Source organism: Desulfovibrio oxyclinae DSM 11498, assembly GCF_000375485.1.
Classification (GTDB): Bacteria; Desulfobacterota; Desulfovibrionia; order Desulfovibrionales; family Desulfovibrionaceae; genus Pseudodesulfovibrio; species Pseudodesulfovibrio oxyclinae.
Genome location: NZ_AQXE01000007.1, coordinates 68,329 through 91,527, shown reverse-complemented (window position 1 = coordinate 91,527; position 23,199 = coordinate 68,329). Strand labels below are relative to the sequence as shown.

Genomic DNA, 23,199 nt, shown 5'->3' with positions numbered 1-23,199 from the left:
GGTACCGCCATGAAACGAATACTTCTGCTTTCAATGCTGCTCCTTCTGGGGGCCTGCGCCTATGTGGATCCAAGCCTGACCGATCAGACCGAGATCATCACCGACGCCGAGACCCGGCGCTCCGATCTGGTTGTGGCCGTGGCCCCAAAGGCCAAAAGCCGCAAGCCGCTTACCGCGCTGTTCTACCCCTTCCATATCCAGCAGCCCACACCGGACCACAAGCACCTCGGCCGCACGTTCGGACAGATTTTCCAGAACGAATGGCTGCGACGCCGTCTCTTCACCACCTTGGAGATGGACCCGCAGCTCACCTACTACAACAAACGCCGCTCGCTGGCCGAAGCGCGCAGACGCGGCGCGGACCTGCTGATTCTCGGCTTCGTCCCCTATTTTTACGCAGGGTCCACGCTGGACGACACCGCCATGACGCTTCAGGTGAACATCTACAACGTGGAGACCGGCATCCTGCTGTTCAGCATGGCGCAGTCCGGACGCATTGAGGAACGCATTGAAGAGGACTGGATATATTTCCGCCACAGGACGCGCATGAGCGACAGTCCGTTCTTCCGTCTGGTCACCGACATCGCCGCCGACATGGCCGTGCCCGTCAAATCATGGTTGCCGGATCCGGACGCGCGGCCCTATTCCTTTGCCGGAAACAAGGGCCAGATCGTCACCGCCCTGACCACTCCGCCGAACGCTTCCCAGCAGGACGATGCTCCCGGCGGATCGTATAGCGGTACTGCCAACGGTTCCGGCGACTCATCCACGGGCATGAGCGACACCCCGGACAACTCCGGCGTCCAGTCGCAAAACGGCGAGAACTCGGCCATGGAACGCGACCTGACCCAGTCCGGAAAGGACGCGCCCGGCGTCAACCTCGATATCCGGTTCAATCTGGACAAGGCCACCATCCGGCCCGAATCCTATCCGCTGCTCGACGAACTGGCACGGGCGCTGAAAACCCCGGAACTCAAGGGCAAGCCCATCATCGTTGCCGGACACACCGACTCAAGCGCCAGCCAGCGGTACAACCTCACCCTTTCCGCCAAACGGGCGGACTCGGTAAAAAAGTATCTGGTCATGAAACACGCCATACCGCCCGAGCTCATCGAAACTGTCGGCTACGGCGAATCCCGTCCCATCGCGGACAACGACACCGAGCAGGGCCGGATGAAGAACCGGCGCGTGGAAGTCCGGCTAGCAGAGTAGGAATGATTCTTGACTTGAAAACCTGCATCCCTACATAGTACGGGTGTGGGCCAAAAGGGGTGGACACCGGTTCCATCCCTTCTTTTTTCGGGTTTTCGCCCGTTCGCATTTGTGATACGCCAACCGCACACCTTTCAATACCGAGGAACGAACATATGATCGGCATTTCGAAACTATACTGTGGTACCGTGGAGCCTTCGGACGCCCTGCGCTACGGTCGCGAGTCCGGCAAGCTTCCCTCCCACCTCCTCCAGTTCGCCGAGGACAAAAAGCCTGTCGTGGTCTGGAACATGACCCAGCGGTGCAACCTCAAATGCGTGCACTGTTATGCGCAGGCCGTGGACCCCAGCGCACACAAGGACCCCATCGACACCGACAAGGCCAAGGAAATCATCGACGACCTCGCCCAGTTCGGCGCTCCGGTCATGCTCTTCTCCGGCGGCGAACCGCTGGTACGCGAAGACCTGCCGGAACTGGCCAGCTACGCCACCGAACAGGGCATGCGCGCCGTCATTTCCACCAACGGCACCCTCATCACCAAGAAGAAAGCCAAGGAACTCAAGGAAGTCGGCCTGTCCTACGTGGGCATCTCCCTTGACGGCGCCGAAGAGGTGCACGACAAGTTCCGCGGCGTGAAGGGCTCCTACAAGCAGGCTCTCAAGGGCGTCGAGAACTGTCAGGCCGAGGGCCTGAAGGTCGGTCTGCGTTTCACCATCAACAAGTGGAACGCCCCCGAAGTTCCCCACCTCTTCCGCCTGTTGGAAGACATGGAGATCCCCCGCATCTGTTTCTACCACCTCGTCTACTCCGGACGCGGTTCCGAGCTCATCAAGGAAGACCTCTCCCATCAGGAAACCCGCGACATCGTGGACCTGATCATGGACGAGACCCGCGCCCTGTTCGAAAAGGGCAAGGAAAAGGAAGTCCTTACCGTGGACAACCACGCCGACGGACCCTACGTCTACTTCCGACTGCTCAAGGAAAATCCCGAGCGCGCCAAGGAAGTTCTGGAACTGCTCAAGTGGAACGAGGGCAACTCCTCGGGACGCGGCATCGGCTGCATCTCCTGGGACGGCAAGGTTCACGCGGACCAGTTCATGCGTCACCACACCTTCGGCAACGTGCTGGAGCGCCCGTTCTCCGAGATCTGGACCGACAGCAACATCGACCTGCTGCACAAGATGAAGGACAAACGTCCCCACGTGAAGGGCCGCTGTGCCCAGTGCCGCTTCCTGAACATCTGCGGCGGCAACTTCCGCGCCCGCGCCGAAGCCTACTATGACGACTTCTGGGCGCAGGATCCGGCATGTTACCTCACCGACGAGGAAATCTCCGGCGAACCGCTGTAGCAAGGGAGCACCCATGTCGTTTCTCGACTTCCATCGCGGCCGCAGGCTGCGCACATCCGCCTCCATGCGCGAGCTGGTGCGTGAAAACGAAGTGCGGCCGCAGGATCTGATGATGCCTTACTTCGTCGTCGAAACCGACGACAAGGACTTCCGCAAGCCCATCGGCTCCATGCCCGGCCAGCATCAGCTCTCCATGAAACAGCTGAAAAAGCGCGTGGGCGAAGCCGTGGCCATGGGCATGAAGAGCTGCATCCTCTTCGGGATTCCTGCCGAAAAGGATCCCGAAGGCTCGCAGGCCTATGCGGACGAAGGCATCGTTCAGGAATCCATCCGCATGCTCAAGGACGCCTACCCGGACCTGATCGTGGCCGCCGACACCTGCCTGTGCGAGTTTACCTCCCACGGGCACTGTGGCCTGCTCAGCCCTTCCGGCGAAGTGCTCAACGATCCCACCCTCGACCTGCTGGCGCAGACCGCGCTCTCGCAGGTTCGCGCCGGGGCCGACATCGTGGCCCCGTCCGACATGATGGACGGGCGCGTGGCCGCCATCCGCGACACGCTCGACGAGGCCGGATTCGTGAACACGCCCATCATGAGCTACGCAGTCAAGTACGCATCGGCCTTTTACGGTCCGTTCCGCGAAGCCGCGGAAAACAGCCCCACCAGCGGCGACCGCAAGAGCTACCAGATGGACCCGGCCAACCGCCGCGAAGCCCTTCGCGAAGCCGAAGCCGACATCGCGGAAGGCGCGGACATCCTTATGGTCAAGCCCGGCTTGCCGTATCTGGACGTCATCCGCTCCCTGCGCGAGAACTTCGACGCTCCCGTGGCCGCCTATCAGGTCAGCGGGGAATACAGCATGATCAAGGCCGCCGCGCAGAACGGCTGGATGGACGGCGACGCGGTGATGATGGAATCGCTGATATCCTTCAAGCGCGCCGGGGCCGAACTGATTCTGACCTACTTCACCGAGGACGCCCTGAGGCTCCTCAACGGGTAACGATATGCACGGAAACAAGGGCTGCCCGCCCGAAGGGCACCCCGGAGGCCATCCCGGCGGTAACCCGCACGGCAAGGGCCATCCCGGAGCCGAGACCAAACCGAAGATGACGCTTGAGGACGGCAGTCCGGTCTGCCGCCTCGTGGCCTGGGAAGTCACCCGCTCCTGCAACCTCGCCTGCAAACACTGCCGGGCCGAGGCGCACGTGGAACCCTACGAGGGCGAGCTGTCCACCGAACAGGCCAAGGCGCTGATCGACACCTTCCCTGAGGTGGGCAACCCCATCATCATCTTCACTGGCGGCGAACCCATGATGCGCCACGACGTGTATGAACTCATCGCCTACGCCAAGAGCAAGGGCCTGCGTTGCGTCATGGCACCCAACGGCACGCTGATCACCCCGGAAACCGCCGCGAAGATGAAGGAAGCGGGCATCGAACGCTGCTCCATCTCCATTGACGCGCCCACGGCCGCGCAACACGACGAATTCCGTGGAGAAATCGGCGCGTTCGACAAGGCCATGCAGGGCATCCAGTACCTCAAGGACGCGGGCATCGAGTTCCAACTCAACACCACCGTCACCCGCGACAACCTGCCCTTCTTCAAGGACATCTTCCACCTTTGCGAAGACCTCGGAGCCGCAGCGTGGCACATCTTCCTGCTGGTCCCCACCGGTCGCGCCGAAGAGCTCGGCACACAGGTGATCACCGCCGACGAGTACGAGGAAGTGCTCAACTGGTTCTACGACTTCCGCAAAACCACCAGCATGCAGCTCAAGGCCACCTGTGCGCCGCACTACCACCGCATCCTGCGTCAGCGGGCCAAGGAGGAAGGCGTGCCGGTGAACTTCGAAAACTTCGGGCTGGATGCGGTGAGTCGCGGCTGCCTCGGCGGCGTTGGCTTCTGCTTCATCTCCCACCGCGGACGGGTACAGCCCTGCGGTTATCTCGACCTTGACTGCGGCAACGTGCTGGAGACTCCCTTCCCGGAGCTGTGGCGCAACACGCCTCATTTCAAGAACCTGCGCAACCCCGACGTCTACGAGGGCAAGTGCGGGCACTGCGAGTACGAGCGGGTTTGCGGCGGCTGCCGGGCACGCGCCCAGACCATGAAAGGCAGCTACCTTGAGGCCGAGCCGCTGTGCTCCTACCAGCCCAAGAAGAAGCCCAAGGGGGAATGATGGACAGTTACGACAAGGAAATCCTGAACATCATCCAGTCCTACTTCCCCCTGACCTCCCGGCCCTATCAGGAGATAGGGGATCAGGTGGGGCTGACCGAGGGCGAAACCCTTGCCCGCGTGCGCGCGCTCAAGGAGTCCGGCCTGATCCGACGCATGGGGGCCAATTTCCAATCGAAAAAGCTCGGTTGGCAGTCCACTTTGTGCGCCGCAAGCGTTCCCGAAGAGAAAATGGACGAGTTCGTGGCGGAAGTGAACCGACATGACGGCGTCACGCACAACTATCTGCGCGAGAACGAGTTCAACGTCTGGTTCGCACTCATCGCCCCGGACATGGACGCCGTGGAGGCGATTCTCTCAGAAATTTCCGAAAAAACCGGAATTAAGATTCTGAACCTCCCCGCCGAAAAAATGTTCAAAATCAAGGTAGATTTTCGAATGGAGAAATAGTTCTCAGTCCGATTGAGTAAAGTATTGCCAAGGGAGCCGTTCAGTCGGCTCCCTTTTTTTATTCAACCACCTGCGCGATATCAGATATTCGTATATTAATTTTTGCTACAAGGCTGTGACGAAAGAAACTTCTTGTGGTAGCGCCAAAACTTCAAGACGCTCACGCAGGAGGTTCTCGTGTTCAACAAAATCAGCATGCTGGGCAAGCAGCTGGCGCTTGCCTGCATCACCCTCGCAGCAGCCGCACTCATCATTTTCGCCGGGTACAGGGGCATCAGTTCCGTGGGGCAGGAACTGACCATCTACAGCAACTGGACCGAAATCGACAGCACCATGCAACAGCGTGTGGTCATGAATCTTTTAAAAGCAAACAACAAGATTCATATCTACATGCATAGCCCGAACCAGCCCAACTACATTCAGTATGCGCGGGCCATGAGCAAGGCCCGTGGCGGTTTCAGCAGATGGGCCGAGTCCGTGAAGGACCACCCGGAGCTGCTGGAGCAGGGCAAACCGGTTGCCGAACGCATCAAGGGCATCGAAAGCGCCATGGCCAAATACCGCAACCTCGTCCGAGACCGGAAGAGAACGCTGGTATATACAGACAACCTCGCACAGGACCTGTCCAAAAAACTGCGCCAGTCGGTGACCATGGTCATTTCCCCCGAGCGTCAGTTCAGCCAGGCCGACGGCGACATGGAAGCCGTGGTTCGCTGGTACAACATGCAGGTCATTCTCGAAGAGAAAATCGCCGGACCGGTCAACAAGGCCGTGGCCGGGATTCATGAATACGTTTATTCCTCCGATGCCAAGCTGCTCAACGCCATTGAAAACGACCTTGCCATGGCAGGCAGCGGTCTTTTTGAATGGGAAGACGCAGTTGCCGGAAACAAGGAACTGGAACAAACCTCCAAGCAGCTCGGCGACATCCTCAAGGGACTCAAGAAGAACCTCGACAAGCTGACCGAGATCAGCAAGCAGGAAGTCGTCATTCGCAAACAGATCAACGACAACTCGCAGGCCGCGACCGATGCCGTTGAATCCCTTATCTCCAAATTCATTGCCCCGGCCAAGGCCGAAGCCGTCGAGAGCGCCAATCAGGCAGAGTCCGCCGCACTGGTCGGCATGGGTGTCATGGCCGCCATCGCTGCGGGCATCTCGCTTCTGGCCTCACTGTTCTTCGCGCTGTCCGTATCCCGCTCGCTGCGCAAGGCGGAACGCTTTGCCCAGTCCGTGGCCGAAGGCGACCTCAACGCCGAACTGGACGTCCACCGCGGCGACGAGATCGGCCGCATCGCCACCGCCATCAGCCGCATCCCGCACAACCTCAAGCAGGTGCTGGGCGACTTCGAGCACGTGGCCGAGAACATCCGCGAAGGTCGCCTGAACACGAGGGGCGACGAGACCAAGTTCCAGGGCGCGTATGCCGAGATGATCGAAAACGCCAACGGCATGGCCGACACCCTGATCGGCCTGCTGGACGACCTGCCGCTTCCGGTCATGGCCGTGGATACCGACAAGAACATCATTTACATGAACAAGCTCGGCGCACAGCAGGGCGAGGCAGACCCCGACGCGCTGGTGGGAGCCAAGTGCTTCGAGCACTTCCGGACCACAGACTGCAACACCGAAGACTGCGCCTGCCTCAAGGCCATCAACGGCGACGAGGTTTCGCGCTCCAACGCCGAAGCCCGCCCGGATGCCGGACGCATGGACATCGAATACATCGGCACGCCCATCCACGACGAACACGGCAAGGTCGTGGGCGCGTTCAAGATCATCATGGACCAGACCTCCATCAAGGATGCCCAGAAGCGCATGATGGAATCCGCCGACCGCGCCGAGGAGATCGTGTCCAACCTCTCCTCCGCCGCCGAGCAGCTCACCGTCCAGATGGAGCAGATCAAGCGCGGCGCCGCCAACCAGAAGTCCATGAGCGCCGAGGCCGCCAGCGCCATGGAGCAGATGAGCTCCACGGTCATCGAGATCGCCCGCAACGCCTCCGACGCTGCAGAGAATGCCGCCAACGCCAACCAGCACGCCACTGACGGCGGGCAGGTGGTCAAGCAGGTGGTCAGCGCCATTCAGGAAGTGCAGCACCGGGCGGACGCCATGGACAGCTCCATCAAGGATCTTGGCGTCAAGGTGGAGAACATCGGCGACATCATGAACGTCATCAACGACATCGCTGACCAGACCAACCTGCTGGCGCTCAACGCGGCCATTGAGGCTGCCCGCGCGGGCGAGGCCGGACGAGGATTCGCCGTGGTCGCGGACGAGGTTCGCAAACTGGCGGAGAAGACCATGCAAGCCACCGGCGAGGTGGAAACCGCTGTCTCTTCCATCCGCACCGGCGCGGAGCAGAACGCCACCGCCATCCGCGAAGCCGTCACGGCAGTGGGACAGGCCACGGAACTGGCGGACAACGCGGGCGAGGCCCTGTCCTCCATCGTGGGCATTGTCGCCACCACGGATGACCGGGTGCGCAACATCGCCACCGCCGCCGAGGAGCAGTCCGCTACCAGCGAGGAAGTGACCCGTACCGTGGCCAACGTGGACGAGCAAGCCACAGAGATGGACGAAGCCATGTCGCAGTCCGCTTCCGCCGTGGCCGATCTGGCCCGACTGGCCGCCGAAGTCCGCACTCTTGTGGAGGAGCTCAAGGCCTGATCCGTCCTGCCACGGGTTGCCCTTCGGCAATAAACGAACTACAAGACCGTTGCCGCACCTGATGCGGCAACGGTCTTATTCATTACAAGAAACGGAGAAGTGCAATGATTCTCTCCCCGTCCATGCTTTCCTCGGACTTCGCCAACATGCAGGCGGAACTTGAAGCCCTCGAAACCGCCGGACTCGAATGGGTCCATCTCGACGTGATGGACGGCAGTTTCGTGCCCAACATCACCTTCGGTCCGCCCATCATCAAGGCCATGCGCAAGCGCTCCAACCTCTTTTTCGACTGCCACCTGATGATCGATGATCCGGGCCGCTACATTGAAGAGTTCGCGAGTGCCGGGGCCGACCTCATCTGCGTGCACGCCGAGGCATGCGCCCACCTGGAGCGCGTCTGCGCACAGATTGTGGATGCAGGCTGCAAGCCTGCGGTCTCGCTCAATCCGCACACCCCGCTCGAAGTCATCAAATATCTGATCCCGCAGTTGCACATGGTGCTGCTCATGTCCGTGAACCCCGGCTTCGGCGGTCAGAAGTTCATCCCGTTCACCATGGACAAGCTGCGCGAACTCAAGGGCATGATCACCGCCCACGGCGCCGAGACGCTCATCCAGATCGACGGCGGCGTGACTCCGGACAACACCCCGGAACTGGTGGCAGCCGGTGCGGACGTCCTCGTTTCCGGCTCCGCGTTCTTCAAGCACCCGCCCTACGACGAGCGCCTCAAGACCTTCATGGCCGCCGCGGCAAAGGCCGAATAAACGATCATGGCGCTGCTGAACGTCAAGGACGTCACCCTCAACTTCACCGGAACCACGCTGCTCGACAACGTGAGCTTCCTTGTGGAGCCGGGCGAACGCGTGTGTCTCGTGGGCCGGAACGGCGAAGGCAAATCGACGCTGCTCAAGATAGTCAGCGGAGACACTGCCGCCGACTCGGGCGACATCGCTCTTTCGCAAGGCGCCAATGTGGCCATGTTGCCGCAGGAAGTGCCGGAAGGGATCGAAGGCACAGTGTACGAGGTTGCCTGTCAGGGGCTGGGAAATCTGGGCAGGCATCTGGTCGCGTACCACGAGGCAAGCCACCGCCTGCAAACCGGCGAGGGGGACGAGACCAGCCTCATCGCCGCCATGGAGCGAGCGCAGGCCGCCATCGAGGCCGAATCAGGCTGGGAGGCGCACCGCACCGTGGAGACCGTGATATCGCACCTCGACCTTGACGCGGACCAGCAGTTCCACACGCTTTCCGGCGGCAACCAGCGCCGCGCCCTACTCGCCCGCGCCCTCGTGAGCGAGCCGGACCTGTTGGTGTTGGACGAGCCCACCAACCATCTGGACATCGAGGCCATCGTCTGGTTGGAGCAATTCCTCAAACGCCGGGTCAAGACCATTCTTTTCGTGACCCACGACCGGGCCTTTCTGCGCAACCTCTCCACCCGCATTCTCGAACTCGACCGCGGCGTGCTCACCAGCTACGACTGCGGTTACGAGGCATATCTCGAACGCAAGGAACACGACCTCGAATCCGAAGAGCGGCAGCGCAAGAACTTCGACAAAAAGCTGGCGCAGGAAGAAGCGTGGATCAGGACCGGCATCAAGGCCCGACGCACCCGCAACATGGGCCGCGTGCGCGAATTGCGCAAACTTCGCGAACAGCGCTCCCAGCGACGCGAACGGCCCGGAAAGGCGGACATGCTCGTGCAGGAGGCGTCGCGCACCGGCAAGCTCGTTACCGAAGCCCGGGACCTGTGCTTCGGCTACGGCGACTCGCCCGTGGTTTCCGGACTGAACACTGCCATCATGCGCGGAGACAAGGTCGGGGTCATCGGTCCCAACGGTGCGGGCAAGACCACCCTGCTGCGCCTGCTGCTGGGCAGACTCGAACCCCAGTCCGGATCAGTGCGCCACGGCACCAACCTCGAAGTGGTCTATTACGATCAGCACCGCGAAACCCTGGACATGACCAAGACCGCCCGCGAAAACATCGCGCAGGGGGCGGACTTCATTTCCGTCGGCGATCGGCGGGTCCACGTCATGGGCTGGCTCAAGCGCTTTCTTTTCACGCCGGACCGCGCACAGCTTCCGGTGCACGTGCTCTCCGGCGGCGAGCGAAACCGCCTGCTGCTGGCACGGCTGTTCACCCGCCCGTCCAACGTGCTGGTCATGGACGAACCTACCAACGACCTTGACGTGGAAACCCTTGCGCTGCTTGAGGAAATACTGCTCGACTACTCCGGCACCCTGCTTTTGGTCAGTCATGACCGCGAATTCCTCAACAACGTCGCCACCTCCACACTGGCGCTGGAAGGCGGTGGCCGCGTGAACGAATACGTGGGCGGCTACGACGACTGGCTCCGCCAGCGTCCCTCCGGACAGCCCGAGCCCGCTTCCTCCTGCCCGCCCAAAGATGAGAAACCACGCAAGGAAAAAGCCCCTGCCCGCAAGCCCAAACTCAGTTACAAGGACAAGTTCCGCCTGGAAAAGATGGCCGAGGACATCAAGGAGATGCCCGGTCATATCGAAGAACTGGAAAAGAGCATCGAAGAGTGTCAGGAGAAACTTGGCGATCCGGAACTCTACAAATCGGCCGGCACCGAAGTCGCGGACCTGACCGAACGGATGGAGTCGCTTGAAGCCGAGCTTGAGACGGCATTTGCCCAGTGGGAAAGCATGGAAGCCGAATTGACCGAACACGGCATGCTAGAATAATTTTATACTTGTATGGTTGCGCAGGCGAGGTATGCTTGCGACTGGCTGTTTTGCACCGGTAACAGAACCTCTGGGGATTCCATGGCGCGCAACATACATTCCCCGCACAAGGCCGCGGTCTTCATTGCAGGCGTCTATGCGCTTGTAGGCTGTCTCTGGATTCTCCTTTCGGACAGCGTACTCGAATGGCTGGTGCATGACCCCGAACTGATTTTCCGCCTACAGACCTTCAAGGGCTGGTTCTACGTTCTGGTCACCGCCCTGCTCGTCTACTCCCTCATTCAGGGCTATCTCAACACCGTTGATAAAGAACAGCGCAAAACACGGCAGAACCACCATGACCTCGAACTGACCATCACCGCCGCCGGAGCCGGTTACTGGAGATGGGAAGGCGAAGAAGGCCGGATGTTCTACAGCGATCAGGCCGGAGCCATCCTGCGCATGTCCCCGGAAGAAATGCCCACGCGGCCCTCGGAATGGAAGGAACGGATACACCCGGACGACCGCAGTGCCGTGTTCAATCAGGCTTTCGAGCACATCACCGGCAATTCGGATGCCTTCAGCGTGGAGTGCCGGATGCTCGACGGCAACGGCGGCTGGATATGGGTGCTGGGAGCCGGGAGGGTCGTTTCCAGAAACGAGGAAGGTGCTCCGGTTCGCGCAATGGGCATCATTCAGGACATCGCGGAGCGCAAATTCGCCGAAGAACATGTGCATCAAGCCAGACGACAGGCCGAACAGGCCAACCGCTCCAAGACCCATTTTCTCGCCAGTATAAGCCACGAGCTGCGGACACCGCTCAACGGCGTGCTGGCCATGCTCCAGCTGCTGCACGGCTCCGAGCTGGATGAAAAATACAAGGAGCAGGTGGAAGTCGCCTACGACTCGGGACAGTCGCTGCTGCGCATCATCAACAACCTGCTCAGCCTGACCAGCGCGGAATCCGGCAACCTGAAACTGCACGAGGAACCCGTCAACATCCGACGGGTGATCACCTCCATTACACGCAGCATGCAGGTCCAGCTTCCCGACAGCGTCAGCATGAACGTCAGCATCCCGGAAGAGCTGCCCACCAAGGTCATCACGGACCTCGGCAAATTGGAGCAGATTCTGTTCAACCTGCTCGGCAATGCCATCAAGTTCACGCATCGTGGGCAAATCAAGGTCAGCGTCACGCGTCTTCACCATGTCCTGCACGGCAAACGGCACTATCTTTTCATGGTGGAGGACACTGGCGCGGGCATCCCCGAGGGCAAGCTGCCCAGAGTATTCGACGCCTTTTACCAGGTGCTCAGCGGCCCCAACCCGAAACGGCCCGGAGCCGGACTCGGCCTCAGCATCATCAGTAGGCTGGTGAACATGATGAACGGCAGCGTCTGCATCGACAGCGAAGTGGACAGGGGCACCACCGTGGCCGTGTTGCTGCCGCTTTCAGAGGACGTTCCCGACGAGCATACGCACGAACAGGAGGGAACGAAGTCCCTGCGGGTAATGGTGACGGACGACGACCGCGTCAACCGCATCGCCGCCCTGCGTTTTCTGGAAAACCTCGGCCACAGCGCCGTGGCCTGTCAGGATGCCCGCGAAACACTCGACACGCTGCACAGGGAACGCTTCGACTGCGTGCTCATGGACATCGAAATGCCTGAAATCAACGGCATGGACGCCACTCGCATGATCCGCCGGATGCGTGAGAGCGCCACGCCGCCGGATGTTCCGGTCATTGCCATGACCGCTCACGTTCTGGAAGAAGAGCGGCACAAGTTCGCTCAGGCGGGTATGGACGGCTTCGTGGCCAAGCCCATGGAGCTCGACCAACTCAGGGTTGCGTTGAACAGGCTGGATCAGGAACCAGAGGCGGAAAGCGCCGAGGACATATCCGACTCCAATTCGGAATAGATTTTCTCCACCGCCAGCTTCATTCCCTTCACTACCGCCTCCGGACTGCTTTCTTCAAGCGGCTGACGTTGCAGATAGGTGCGGTTGAACAGCACGCCTGTCCCGCCCCGCTCATCCACGAGAAAAAACTGCATCTCCACCACCGCTTCCGGCGTTGCCTTCCTGAAATCTCCGTACAGCGCGGTCACTACCCCTTCGAGCGAAGCATCCGCTATGGCGGCGCTGTCCTGCGGAACCACATCCGCAAACGCGGCTTCGCGCAGCCAGCGGGAGAGTTCCAGTGAAAGCATCAACTCCGGCGAGGAGAAAAACTCGTTGTAATAATCCGACTGCACCTCGCCGTTCTCAAGACGGTAGACCAGCCCTTTGCCGCCGTAGACCGGAGTTATCCCGAGCCTGCCCAGCCGCAGCAGTTTTCCGTTGTCCTCCCGGGGCTGTGCGTCGCGCTGCACTTCAAGCACGAAGCTCCGGCGTTCCAACGGACGGTTCTTGAGGTTCACGCAGGCGGCGGTCAGTGAGGCCGCGAGCAGCAGCCCCAGCAGCAGATATGAGGTCTTTTTCATCGGGATTCTCCGGGGATTCGTTTTGCCGGGGGAGCGCCGAAGATGACACCGGAGGGGTACTCCTTGGCTTCTCCACTGATTTCCTTGAGATTCTCCATGAGTACGCGGGTATCATCCAAGATAGAGCGGATGTTGCTTTGCTGCCCGGCGCTGATGGCGTTGAGACGGTTGAGCACGGCGTGCAGCTTGGCTATGGAGACCTTCACTTCAGACGAGGCTTCATTGATATTGCGCAGGGCCTTGCCGAATTCTTCCATATTGTCGGCCATTTCAGGATTGCTCAGGAAACGGTCCAGCGCGGTGGATGCGCTGCGGAAAGCCTTCATGGCCCGTCGCGCGTCGCCCAGCGCGGCTACGGCGTCGTCGCCGCCCTTCTCCACTATTTCCCGCAATCCTGCCATGGCGTGCGCCCCATCGGGTATTATGGTCTCGGCCTCGGGCGCGGCCAACAGCTCGTTCAAGCGCCGCAGGGTCTTTTCCGTCTGCACCAGATTGGCCCGAATCAGCTTGCCGATGGCCTTACCGTCATCGGTCTTCACGAACTTGCCGACGGCTTCCACGATGTCGCGAATCTTGGAGATGATGGTTTCCACATCGTCCTTGGACAAGCCCTTCACGAAGTTGCTGACGTTGTCCACCGCGGCTTCGAGCCGGTTCATGGTGCTTGAGACCGAGGGGATGTAGACGTTTTCCGGTTGCCAGTCGATAAGCAGCGGCGGATTGGTTCCGGGTGGCACGTAATCGATATTCAGATACAGCTGTCCGGTGAGTCCGATGGTATTCGGCTTGATGCGCAGGCCGCGTTTGACGTCTTGGCGGATCTTGTCCGCATAGGTGTCGGCGTCTTCCGCGCCGAGACGATCCAGATCAAGCTCGCACTCCACGAGCACGTAACGGTATTCGTCGGTATAGCGATTATGGACAAAACCGATTTCCGACACGGAGCCGACCTTGACGCCCTTGAGCTTGACCGGCGAGCCGATGTCCAGCCCGTTCACGGATTCCTTGATGTAGGTCTCCACGGTCAGGGTCTTCTTGAAATACTGTCCGGCACCGAGAATCACCACCATGGCCACCAGCAGCAGCGTGCCGAGGATGACGAAGGTCCCGAGCTTGAGATAGTCCTGTTTGCGGATCATGCATCCTCCTCGACCGGAACGCGGCATGTCTCGCGTTCCGCCGACTGGGGCGGTTGCCTGTTGAAAAATCGTCCCACCACCTCGTTGCCGGGCCGGTCGCGGAGCAGGCGGGGATCGCCCTCCGCCACGAGTCCCTTGCTGGCCCGGTCGAGCATTATCACGCGGTCTGCGATGCTGTAGATGCTGGCAAGCTCGTGGGAAACGATGACGAAGGTAATGCCGAGATTACGCGAGAGCCCCCGGATCAGCTCGTCCAGTTCGGCCGAGGTGACGGGGTCGAGCCCTGCGCTCGGCTCGTCCAGAAAAAGTATGCCCGGATCAAGGGCCATGGCGCGGGCGATGGCCGCGCGTTTCTGCATCCCGCCGGAAAGCGTGGCCGGTTGATTGTAGGCGAACTGCTCCAGCCCCACCATGGCAAGCTTGGCCATGGCTACCATTTCGCGCGCCTGACGGGGCAGATCCGTGAATTCCTCCAACGGCAGCATCACGTTCTGCAGGAGCGACATGGACCCGAACAGCGCGCCCATCTGGTACATGACGCCGAAATCGCGCATGATCTCCTGCCGCTGCGCTTCTGTGGCGGTGGCCATATTCCTGCCGTGAATCAGGATGCTCCCTTCGACGGGCTCGTACAGGCCAATGATGTGCTTGAGCACCGTGCTCTTCCCGCAGCCGGAGCCGCCCAGAATCACGAAGACCTCCCCGGCATGAACGTCGAAGCTCACATTGCGCACCACAACGAAGTCGTCGTAGGCGCACGTGAGATTCTGAACCTGTATGACCGGAGCATCCTTCATGATCATAACCCCAGATAATAGTAGACCACGGCGAAAATACCGTCCGCGAAGGCGATGAGGATGATGGCCGAGACCACCGCACTCGTAGTGGAGTCGCCCACCGAGCTGGCTCCGGAGCGCGTCTGCAGGCCGCGAAGACACCCAACGCCCGCCACGAGCACACTGAACACCAGCGCCTTGAGCATTCCGCCGACAAAGTCGCCGTACTGAAGGTTCTGAAAAACCCGCGAGGTGAAGGTCACGCTCGGATATCCCAGCGAGAGCATGACTATCAGACCGCCCAGCAGGCTGGCGAAGTTGAAGAAAAGCGTCATGAGCGGCACCATGGTCACCGAGGCGATGAGCTTTGGCGAGACCAGAAAGCGCGCCGGAGATAACCCCATGGTTTTCAGCGCATCCACTTCCTCGTTGACCTTCATGGTCCCGATTTCGGCGGCAAACGCAGAGCCGGATCGCGCAGCCAGCAGAATGCAGGTGACCAGCGGCCCCATCTCGCGAAACATCACCAGCCCGAGCATGTTGGGCACGAAAATCTCGCCGCCGAAGCGTTGCAGCGTCACAGCGGACTGGAAAGAGAGAATAAGCCCCATCAGAAAACCGATGAGCAGGATGATGGGCATACTGTCCACGCCCACCCGCACGCAGGAGAGCAGCACGTCCTTCCAACGCAACGTGCTCGGACGCCGCAGGCAGAGATAGAAGATGTAAATCATCTCCCCGGCGAAACTCAGGGACTGAAGCAGGTCGTTCACCCCGATGGAGGCCTTGGCGCCGATCATTTCCCGCAGCCCCCTGCGGTCGTCTTCCCGGTCGTCCCACTTCGGGCGCTTGCAGGCCCAGGTCATTTCAAGGACCCGCAGCAACTCATCGCGCAGGCCGCGCACCCTCACATACGCGCCGCGCTCTTGCGCGGCATCGCGCATCATGACCATCAGCGCAGCACCGGAGCCGTCCAGATAGTCCACGGCGCCGCAGTCAAGGACCACCTGCTGCTGATCGCCCGACACGGCCTGCAAGGCGCTTTCCCAGAGCGCGCCAACGGAACCGCCGTCCAGACGCCCGGAAAGCTCAACCACGGTTTCGCCGCCGGAGACCCTGCTGCGTATTCCCGCGGCACCGGAATGATTCATACCGCCTTTTTCGGCCATGACCACCTTTCAGGTTTGAAAGATTCCACCATTTCGAGACCCTACCCCAGCGAATGAAGATTGGCAAAAACTGTCTGACGTGCACCCTCCATGCTTGACAGGACTGTGACAGAAGAATATTCTTTATTATTATGAGTGAGAGAACTATCGACGAACTTGACAGAGTTATCCTGAACATACTTCAGGAAAACGGCAGAATTTCCAATGCCGAGATCGCCAGACAGGTCGGCAAGGCCCCCTCGGCGGTGCTGGAGCGCGTTCGCAAGCTCGAACGCAAGGGCTTCATCACCGGGTACGAGGCGGTGGTGGACCAGAACAAGGTGGGACGAAAGCTCACCGCGTTCACCATGGTCTTCACCGACGAGCCGGCGGGCAGCTTCGAGACCGGGCGGGAACTCGCAAAGATCCCGGAAGTGCTCGAAGTGCACTACACCGCAGGACAGGCACCCTACCTCGTCAAGGTCCGAGTGGAAAGCACGGAAGACCTGCAACGCATCCTCGCCAGGTTCGGCGCCATTCCCACTGTCAGGGATACCAACTCCACCATAGTGCTGACAACCGTCAAGGAATCGAGAGGGATTCCCGTCGCGCCGGAAACGGTCACGAACGGGGACGAACCGCACTAGGCGGTCCGAATGGCGGCCTCCCCCGCGCTTTTCGCGGCCCCGAAAGGGGGCGTGGGGGAAGGTCGAAACGCATCAAGGAGAGGAACATGAGCATCGACATCAAGGACATCGATCCGAAAATCGTTTCCCGGGGCAAGGAGTTCTTCCAGTCCATCTCGGGCGAGGCGCCCTCCATCTTCAACAAGGGCTGGTGGACCGGCAAGGTCATGGACTGGTCCATGAAGAACGAGGACTTCAAGGTCCAGATGTTCCGCTTCGTGGACGTGCTGCCCTATCTCAACACCTCGGAATCCCTTTCAAGGCACATCGAGGAATATTTTGCGGGCGAGGATTCCAACATCCCCGACGTGCTCAAGTGGGGCGCCAGCAAGACCAAGATCGGCGGCGGCCTCGTGGCCAAGGTGCTCAACAAGACCATCCGCTCCAACATTGAGGGCATGGCCCGCCAGTTCATCATCGGACAGGAAGGCAAGGAGGCGGTCAAGGGCATCAAGAAGCTGCGCAAGGATGGCTTCACCTTCGTGCTCGACCTGCTGGGCGAGGCGACTGTTTCCGAAGAGGAGGCCGTGGACTACATGAACGGCTACCTCGACGTGCTCGACGCCATCCAGAAGGAATACGGCAAATGGAAGCCGCTCGATTCCGATAACGAAATGGACTGGGGCCACGCGCCCAAGGTCAACGTGTCGGTCAAGCCCTCCGCCTTCTATTCCCAGTCCAAACCCGTGGACGTGGAAGGCACCGTGCAGGGCATGATGAAGAACATCGAGCCCGTCTACAAGAAGGTCATGGAGATGGACGGATTCCTGTGCATCGACATGGAACAGCTCAAGTACAAGGAAGCCACCATTGAGCTGTACAAGCGCCTTCGCACCAAATATCGCGACTATCCGCATCTGGGCATCGTCTTCCAGACCTATCTGACCTGCACCGAGGACGACGTTCGCGAATTTCTGGACTGGGCACGCGAAGAGGACGTCCCGGTTTCCATCCGTCTGGTCAAGGGCGCGTACTGGGACTACGAGACCGTGCTCGCCAAGCAGAACGACTGGCCGGTGCCCGTTTGGACGCACAAGCCCGAGTCCGACATATGCTTTGAGAAGGTTTCCAGAATGATTCTGGAAAACCACGACATCTGCCATTACGCATGCGCTTCCCACAACATCCGCTCCATCTCGGCTGTCATGGAAATGGCTCAGGCCATCGGTGTTCCCGATGAAAAGTACGAGTTTCAGGTGCTCTACGGTATGGCGGAACCGGTGCGCAAGGGCCTCAAGAACGTGGCCAAGCGCGTCCGTCTCTACTGCCCGTACGGCGAGCTGATTCCCGGCATGGCCTACCTTGTCCGCCNTCTACTGGAAAACACTGCCAACGAGTCCTTCCTCAAGCAGACCTTCGCGGACGAGGCCGACATGGACCGCCTGCTGGAGAATCCGGAAGAAACCCTTCGCCGCCAGATGGTCGAAAAGCCGTGCACCGCACGCACACGTCCGGGCGTGCAGGGACTGGAAGGCGAGATTCCGCCCTTCAACAACTATCCGCCCACCGACTTCACCATCCCGTCCCAGCGGGCGGCGTTTCCCGAGGAAATGAAACGCTGGCGCGAGGAGACCGGCAAGCAGTATCCGCTTTTCATCAACGGCAGGGAAGTCACCACTGACGATACGCTCGACTCCTACAACCCGGCCAAGCCGTCCGAGATCATCGGCACCATCTGTCAGGCAGGCACCGGTGAGATCGATCAGGCCATGGACGGCGCCAAGGAAGCATACCTGTCTTGGCGCGACGTGGATCCCAAGAAGCGCGCCCAGTACCTTCTGGACGCAGCCGAATGGTGCCGCAAGAACGTCTGGCGGCTCTCCGCGCTGCAGGTGCTCGAAGTAGGCAAGCAGTGGGATCAGGCTCAGGCCGACGTGGGCGAAGCCATCGACTTCATGGAATACTATGCCCGCGAGATGATCCGTCTCGGTGATCCGCGTCGCATGGGCAACGCTCCGGGCGAATACAGCCGCTACTTCTATCAGGGCAAGGGCGTGGCCGCGGTCATCGCACCGTGGAACTTCCCGTTCGCCATCTCCGTGGGCATGGTCTCCGCGGCCATCGTTTCCGGCTGCCCGGTGCTCTACAAGCCCTCCGGCCTGTCTTCGGTCATCGGCTGGCAGCTCGCGGAAATGTGGCGCGAGGTCGGCCTGCCGGACGGCGTGTTCAACTACACTCCCGGCCGCGGATCGGTCATCGGCGATTACATCGTCGAACACCCGGACATCGCGCTCATCGCATTCACCGGCTCCATGGAAGTGGGCCTGCGCATTCAGGAAAAAGCCGCCGTCAAGCAGCCCGGCCAGCAGCAGTGCAAACGCGTCATCGCGGAAATGGGCGGCAAGAACGGCATCATAATCGACGATGACGCGGACCTCGACGAAGCCGTGCTCGGCGTTCTGTACTCGGCCTTCGGGTTTCAGGGCCAGAAGTGCTCCGCCTGCTCGCGGGTCATCGTGCTCGACTCCATATACGACCGCTTCGTGCACCGGCTGCGCGAGGCCGCCGAATCCGTCAAACTCGGCCCGGCCGAGGAGCCCGGCAACTACATGGGTCCCGTGGTGGACAAGGGTGCCCAGGAGAACGTGCTCAACTACGCGAAGATCGCCGCCGAGGAAGGCAGCGTGCTCGTGCAGCGCGAGGCCGACGAGAAATACCGCGCCGACGGCGGCTGCTACGTGCCCCTGACCATCGTGGAAGGCATCACGCCCGAGCACCGCATCGCGCAGGAAGAGGTCTTCGGACCGGTGCTCTCCGTCATGCGGGTCAAGGACTTCGATCAGGCGCTCGAATGGGCCAACTCCACACAGTTCGCCCTGACCGGCGCCATCTACTCCAGAAGCCCCAACAACCTTGAGCGCGGCGCACGCGAATTCCGCGTGGGCAACCTGTACCTCAACAAGCCCTCCGTGGGCGCGCTGGTGGAACGCCACGCATTCGGCGGCTTCAAGATGTCCGGCGTGGGCTCCAAATCCGGCGGTCCCGACTACCTGCTCCAGTTCATGGACCCGCGCATCGTGTGCGAAAACACCATGCGCCGCGGCTTCGCGCCCATCAGCGAAGACGACGACTGGATCTAATCAACGGCGTTTCCGGGCCATTCACGGCCCGACCTACTCTCCGCGGACCGGGGTCGGCACTGTGCCGCCCCGGTCCGTCGATGTTTCGCCCCTAGCCAGCGGACGTGAAATGCGATAGACGGGAAACGGCTTCCGGGCGCGACGCGTGCCCCGAAGCCCTTTTCATCACTGCCGACACCACCAAGCGATACATGGCGAAAAACACCCTGCTGACCAACATACGTCCCGGTTCCGTCGTGGAATTCATGCAAGGCGACCAGCCGCAGCTGGCCTTTGTGCTCGACGAGCAGTCCGGCAAGCTCCGGCTGTGGACCATCAACAAACGCGAGACCAAGATGCCCGCGGCCCGAGTCCTTCCATGGGCCGGCCCCAACTACGCGCCCGACGCCTCCAAGCAGGAGATTCAGGACATCCTGAACCGGCATCAGGAGAAGCGCGGCGAGATACAGGCCGGGCTGGACGTGATGGAGCTTTGGGAACTCTCGCAGGGCGAACTACCCGAGGCGGATGTCAAATGGTTTGCGGACCTGCTCTGGGAGGAGATCAGCCCGGACCGGCTCGCGGCCCTCGGCAGGGCTATGCTCTCCACCAAGACGCACTTCAAGTTCCGGCCGCCGAAATTCGAGATATACACCCACGAGCAGGTTGAACTGCGCCTCAAGCAGCAGGCAGAGGAAAAGGCCAGAGAGGCCGTGACCCGTGCAGGACAGGATATGTTCAAGGCCCTGTGGGACGCCCGCAAGCACGGCAGCGAACCCAAGCCGCCGAAGCTCGACGAGGATGTGGCCGAAAGCCTCGCACAATTGCTGAAGGCTGCCGTGGCCGACTGCCTGGACGACCGGCAGCAGCAGATATGGACCGCCGTCAAAAAAGGGCTCCCCGACCATCCGCACCTGCCCCTGCAGCTGGCCCAGACCTGGGGCATCCTGCCCGAACACCACAATTTTCATCTGGATCTCGCAGGCTTCGAGTGGGGCGATGACTGGTCCGACGAGCACGAACAGGAAATCGCGGCGCTGCGCAAACGGTTCGAGGCCGCACGCCACGAGCCGGTGGAAACACCCTTCGAATCCATCGACGGTCCCACCACCCGCGACATAGACGACGCTTTCTTCATCGAGCGTGACGGCGACGGCTACCGGTTGCAGTTGGCGCTCGCCCGGCCCACCGCGCACTGGGAATTCGGCTCCGAGCTTGACCGCGCGGTATTCAACCGCGTCACCAGCCTGTACCTGCCCGAAGGCTCCAGCCACATGCTGCCGGAGACCCTCGGCACCGGGCTCTACAGCCTGCTGGAGAACGAGGACCGCCCCGCGCTGATTGCCGAGTTCCGTCTGGACGCCGAAGGGAACCTTCTGGAAACCGCCCCCCGGCTCGACTGGGTGAGGCTCAAGGCAAACACCACCTATGAAGCGGTGGAGAAATGCCTCGAAGAAGATAACGGCATGTACGCCGTGGCCCATGAACTTTCCGAAAAGCTTATCGAACGCCGCATCGGCAACGGAGCCTGCATCATCCGCAAGCCCGAGCCGGAAGTGCGGGTGGAAGGATTCCCCGGAAACGCGGAAGTCCGTATCGAAATGAAGGACGCGTATCCGCAAAGCGAGCTGATCGTGAGCGAATTCATGATCCTCGCCAACCGCGGGCTGGCCGAATGGGCGCAGGAGCACGGCATCACCCTTATGCACCGCACGCAGGCCATCGCCCTGCCGCCGGAAGCGGCCGGGATCTTCACCGACCCTTCCGACATCGCCGCCGTGGTGCGGATGCTGGCCCCGACTTCGGTGGAAACTTCCCCTCGTCCCCACGCCGCGCTCGGCGTGGACGTCTACGCTCCCTGCACTTCGCCGCTTCGCCGCTACACCGATTTTCTGAACATGGCGCAGATCGAATCATACCTGAAGGACGGTCAGGCGCGTCTTTCCAAGGACGAGATGGAAGCGCTGCTCCCCAATCTTTCCGCGCGCATCCAGTCCGTGACGCAGGTACAGCGGTTCCGCCCGCGATACTGGAAGCTGCACTACCTCGCCCTACGCAGGAACGAGTGGCATTCCGCGCTGGTGGCCGATGAAAACGGCCCTCTGCCGAACCTTGCCATGCCGGAGCTGCAAATCAATGTGCGCGCGCCGCTCAAACTGCTGGGCGACAAACTGTACCCCGGCCAGCGTTTTGCGATACGCTTCGGCAGAATCGATCCGCTGACCAACGAAATCAGGGTCGTCGAGGCGCTGGAAGAATAATCAACCCACCGGGCCAGTTATCGGCCCACCGCATCGGAGAAACGCATGAACGCCATGAACTTCAACTTTCTCAGAAGCGAGCCCCTGCCCTGCAACGGCCGCCGCGTCGCGGTGGTGGGCGCAGGCCCCTCCGGACTCGCCGCCGCCGGATACCTCGGCGGGCTGGGCTATCAGGTGGAGGTCTACGACAAGCTGCCCTCGCCCGGCGGCCTCATGACCTTCGGCATCCCCTCGCACCGCATCCCCACGGACCGCATCGAGGACGGGGTGCGCCTGCTCGAACGCAAACTCGGCGTCAACTTCCACTGCTCCACCAAGGTCTGCTGCTCCGCGCCGCTACACGAAGAAGAGGGCGACCATTTTTCGGCCGACATGATCGGTCTCGGTGAAATGGTGGAAGAACACGACGCGGTCCTCATCTGCACCGGAGCATGGAAATCCCGCAGGCTTGGCATTCCCGGCGAAGACCTGCCCGGCGCTTATTCCGGACTTGAATTTCTCTTCCCCATCCGCGCTGCCCGGTACGCGCGGCCCGACGTTTCCGTTCCCGACGTGGCCGGAAAGCGCGTGGCCGTCATTGGCGCGGGCCACTCCGCCATGGACGCGGCGCATAGCGCCAACCACCTCGGCGCGGAAAAGGTCTCGGTGCTGTACCGACGCACCAAGCGCGACGCGCCATGCGGTACCTTCGAGATCGATCGTCTTGAGGAGCTGGGCATCGAGTGGATGGAAAAGGTCACCCCGCTGGAGCTGACCGGCGAAGACAGGGTGCGAGGCGTCAAACTGTCGTGCGCTGACGGAACCGAAACGGAAGTGCCGGTCGATATGGTCATCATCGCCATTGGCGAAATCCCGACCCCGCCGTTCGCGGGCAAGCTCGGACTGGAGAACATCCGCAAGGGCGATGTGCGCTGGCTGAACATGACCAGCATCGACAACGTCTTCGTGGCCGGCGACGTGCTCACCGGACCGAGCAAAATCGGCAAGGCCGTGGAATCGGGACTCAAGGCGGCCCGCTCGCTCGGCAACTGGCTGGACCTTCGCGGCGAGAGCCTCGAAGCATCGTCCGAAGACGACGAAAGCGGGCGGAGGTAAGC

Annotated in this window: 17 protein-coding genes; 13 read left to right on the top strand and 4 right to left on the bottom strand. The window is 61.2% G+C overall.

The window, feature by feature from the left end:
- Positions 1 to 9: 9 nt before the first annotated feature.
- From B149_RS0108970 to B149_RS16810, 9 genes are all read left to right on the top strand, one after another.
- On the top strand, positions 10 to 1,212 hold the full coding sequence (locus B149_RS0108970) for an OmpA family protein (protein WP_018124851.1): 1,203 nt from the start codon (positions 10 to 12) through the stop codon (positions 1,210 to 1,212).
- Between the two features lie 155 nt (positions 1,213 to 1,367).
- Entirely contained in the window at positions 1,368 to 2,561 is a 1,194-nt protein-coding gene (gene ahbC, locus B149_RS0108965) for a 12,18-didecarboxysiroheme deacetylase (RefSeq protein WP_018124850.1), read from the top strand.
- A gap of 13 nt (positions 2,562 to 2,574) precedes the next feature.
- Positions 2,575 to 3,561, top strand: coding sequence for a porphobilinogen synthase (gene hemB, locus B149_RS0108960; RefSeq protein WP_018124849.1), 987 nt, complete (start codon positions 2,575 to 2,577; stop codon positions 3,559 to 3,561).
- 4 nt (positions 3,562 to 3,565) lie between these two features.
- Entirely contained in the window at positions 3,566 to 4,741 is a 1,176-nt protein-coding gene (gene ahbD, locus B149_RS0108955) for a heme b synthase (RefSeq protein WP_018124848.1), read from the top strand.
- Positions 4,741 to 5,190, top strand: coding sequence for a siroheme decarboxylase subunit alpha (gene ahbA, locus B149_RS0108950; RefSeq protein WP_018124847.1), 450 nt, complete (start codon positions 4,741 to 4,743; stop codon positions 5,188 to 5,190). Before ahbD ends, ahbA begins: the two co-directional genes overlap by 1 nt.
- Positions 5,191 to 5,367: 177 nt before the next feature.
- Positions 5,368 to 7,860 (top strand): methyl-accepting chemotaxis protein, encoded by a 2,493-nt coding sequence (locus tag B149_RS17910; protein WP_018124846.1) that lies wholly within the window; start codon positions 5,368 to 5,370, stop codon positions 7,858 to 7,860.
- 104 nt (positions 7,861 to 7,964) lie between these two features.
- Positions 7,965 to 8,624, top strand: a complete 660-nt coding sequence (rpe, locus tag B149_RS0108940; protein ID WP_018124845.1) for a ribulose-phosphate 3-epimerase — start codon at positions 7,965 to 7,967, stop codon at positions 8,622 to 8,624.
- Positions 8,625 to 8,630: 6 nt separating this feature from the next.
- Complete coding sequence (locus B149_RS0108935; RefSeq protein WP_018124844.1) at positions 8,631 to 10,571, top strand: ATP-binding cassette domain-containing protein; 1,941 nt, start codon at positions 8,631 to 8,633, stop codon at positions 10,569 to 10,571.
- A gap of 81 nt (positions 10,572 to 10,652) precedes the next feature.
- Positions 10,653 to 12,470 (top strand): PAS domain-containing hybrid sensor histidine kinase/response regulator, encoded by a 1,818-nt coding sequence (locus B149_RS16810; RefSeq protein ID WP_018124843.1) that lies wholly within the window; start codon positions 10,653 to 10,655, stop codon positions 12,468 to 12,470.
- On the opposite strand, the gene B149_RS0108925 is transcribed toward B149_RS16810, so the two are convergent.
- The 4 genes from B149_RS0108925 to B149_RS0108910 are packed head-to-tail and all read right to left on the bottom strand — an operon-like array spanning position 12,416 to position 16,117.
- Entirely contained in the window at positions 12,416 to 13,033 is a 618-nt protein-coding gene (locus B149_RS0108925) for an ABC-type transport auxiliary lipoprotein family protein (RefSeq protein ID WP_018124842.1), read from the bottom strand. The genes B149_RS16810 and B149_RS0108925 overlap by 55 nt on opposite strands.
- Positions 13,030 to 14,172 carry an MlaD family protein gene (locus tag B149_RS0108920; RefSeq protein WP_018124841.1) on the bottom strand — a complete coding sequence of 381 codons (1,143 nt, stop codon included), beginning with the start codon at positions 14,170 to 14,172 and terminating at the stop codon, positions 13,030 to 13,032. The genes B149_RS0108925 and B149_RS0108920 overlap by 4 nt, the downstream gene beginning before the upstream one ends.
- Entirely contained in the window at positions 14,169 to 14,975 is an 807-nt protein-coding gene (locus B149_RS0108915) for an ABC transporter ATP-binding protein (RefSeq protein ID WP_018124840.1), read from the bottom strand. The genes B149_RS0108920 and B149_RS0108915 overlap by 4 nt, the downstream gene beginning before the upstream one ends.
- Positions 14,972 to 16,117, bottom strand: coding sequence for an MlaE family lipid ABC transporter permease subunit (locus B149_RS0108910; protein ID WP_018124839.1), 1,146 nt, complete (start codon positions 16,115 to 16,117; stop codon positions 14,972 to 14,974). Before B149_RS0108910 ends, B149_RS0108915 begins: the two co-directional genes overlap by 4 nt.
- A gap of 131 nt (positions 16,118 to 16,248) precedes the next feature.
- On the opposite strand from B149_RS0108910, the gene B149_RS0108905 reads away from it, so the two are divergent.
- The 4 genes from B149_RS0108905 (at position 16,249) to B149_RS0108890 (ending at position 23,197) form a co-directional block, all read left to right on the top strand.
- Positions 16,249 to 16,743 carry an Lrp/AsnC family transcriptional regulator gene (locus B149_RS0108905; protein ID WP_018124838.1) on the top strand — a complete coding sequence of 165 codons (495 nt, stop codon included), beginning with the start codon at positions 16,249 to 16,251 and terminating at the stop codon, positions 16,741 to 16,743.
- Between the two features lie 86 nt (positions 16,744 to 16,829).
- Positions 16,830 to 19,862 (top strand): proline dehydrogenase family protein, encoded by a 3,033-nt coding sequence (locus B149_RS0108900; protein WP_018124837.1) that lies wholly within the window; start codon positions 16,830 to 16,832, stop codon positions 19,860 to 19,862.
- 104 nt (positions 19,863 to 19,966) lie between these two features.
- Positions 19,967 to 22,102, top strand: a complete 2,136-nt coding sequence (locus tag B149_RS0108895; RefSeq protein WP_018124836.1) for a ribonuclease catalytic domain-containing protein — start codon at positions 19,967 to 19,969, stop codon at positions 22,100 to 22,102.
- Between the two features lie 45 nt (positions 22,103 to 22,147).
- A complete protein-coding gene (locus tag B149_RS0108890) occupies positions 22,148 to 23,197 on the top strand; it encodes an FAD-dependent oxidoreductase (protein ID WP_018124835.1) in 1,050 nt (349 codons plus the stop codon).
- The last annotated feature ends 2 nt before the right edge of the window (positions 23,198 to 23,199 follow it).

Excerpts from the sequence above, each read along its gene's own strand:
- B149_RS0108910 (WP_018124839.1), bottom strand. The coding sequence starts at position 16,117 with ATGGCCGAAAAAGGCGGTATGAATCATTCCGGTGCCGCGGGAATACGC.
- hemB (WP_018124849.1), top strand. The coding sequence starts at position 2,575 with ATGTCGTTTCTCGACTTCCATCGCGGCCGCAGGCTGCGCACATCCGCC.
- rpe (WP_018124845.1), top strand. The coding sequence starts at position 7,965 with ATGATTCTCTCCCCGTCCATGCTTTCCTCGGACTTCGCCAACATGCAG.
- ahbA (WP_018124847.1), top strand. The coding sequence starts at position 4,741 with ATGGACAGTTACGACAAGGAAATCCTGAACATCATCCAGTCCTACTTC.
- B149_RS0108970 (WP_018124851.1), top strand. The coding sequence starts at position 10 with ATGAAACGAATACTTCTGCTTTCAATGCTGCTCCTTCTGGGGGCCTGC.
- ahbC (WP_018124850.1), top strand. The coding sequence starts at position 1,368 with ATGATCGGCATTTCGAAACTATACTGTGGTACCGTGGAGCCTTCGGAC.
- B149_RS0108905 (WP_018124838.1), top strand. The coding sequence starts at position 16,249 with ATGAGTGAGAGAACTATCGACGAACTTGACAGAGTTATCCTGAACATA.
- B149_RS16810 (WP_018124843.1), top strand. The coding sequence starts at position 10,653 with ATGGCGCGCAACATACATTCCCCGCACAAGGCCGCGGTCTTCATTGCA.
- B149_RS0108935 (WP_018124844.1), top strand. The coding sequence starts at position 8,631 with ATGGCGCTGCTGAACGTCAAGGACGTCACCCTCAACTTCACCGGAACC.
- ahbD (WP_018124848.1), top strand. The coding sequence starts at position 3,566 with ATGCACGGAAACAAGGGCTGCCCGCCCGAAGGGCACCCCGGAGGCCAT.
- B149_RS0108920 (WP_018124841.1), bottom strand. The coding sequence starts at position 14,172 with ATGATCCGCAAACAGGACTATCTCAAGCTCGGGACCTTCGTCATCCTC.
- B149_RS0108915 (WP_018124840.1), bottom strand. The coding sequence starts at position 14,975 with ATGATCATGAAGGATGCTCCGGTCATACAGGTTCAGAATCTCACGTGC.
- B149_RS0108925 (WP_018124842.1), bottom strand. The coding sequence starts at position 13,033 with ATGAAAAAGACCTCATATCTGCTGCTGGGGCTGCTGCTCGCGGCCTCA.
- B149_RS0108890 (WP_018124835.1), top strand. The coding sequence starts at position 22,148 with ATGAACGCCATGAACTTCAACTTTCTCAGAAGCGAGCCCCTGCCCTGC.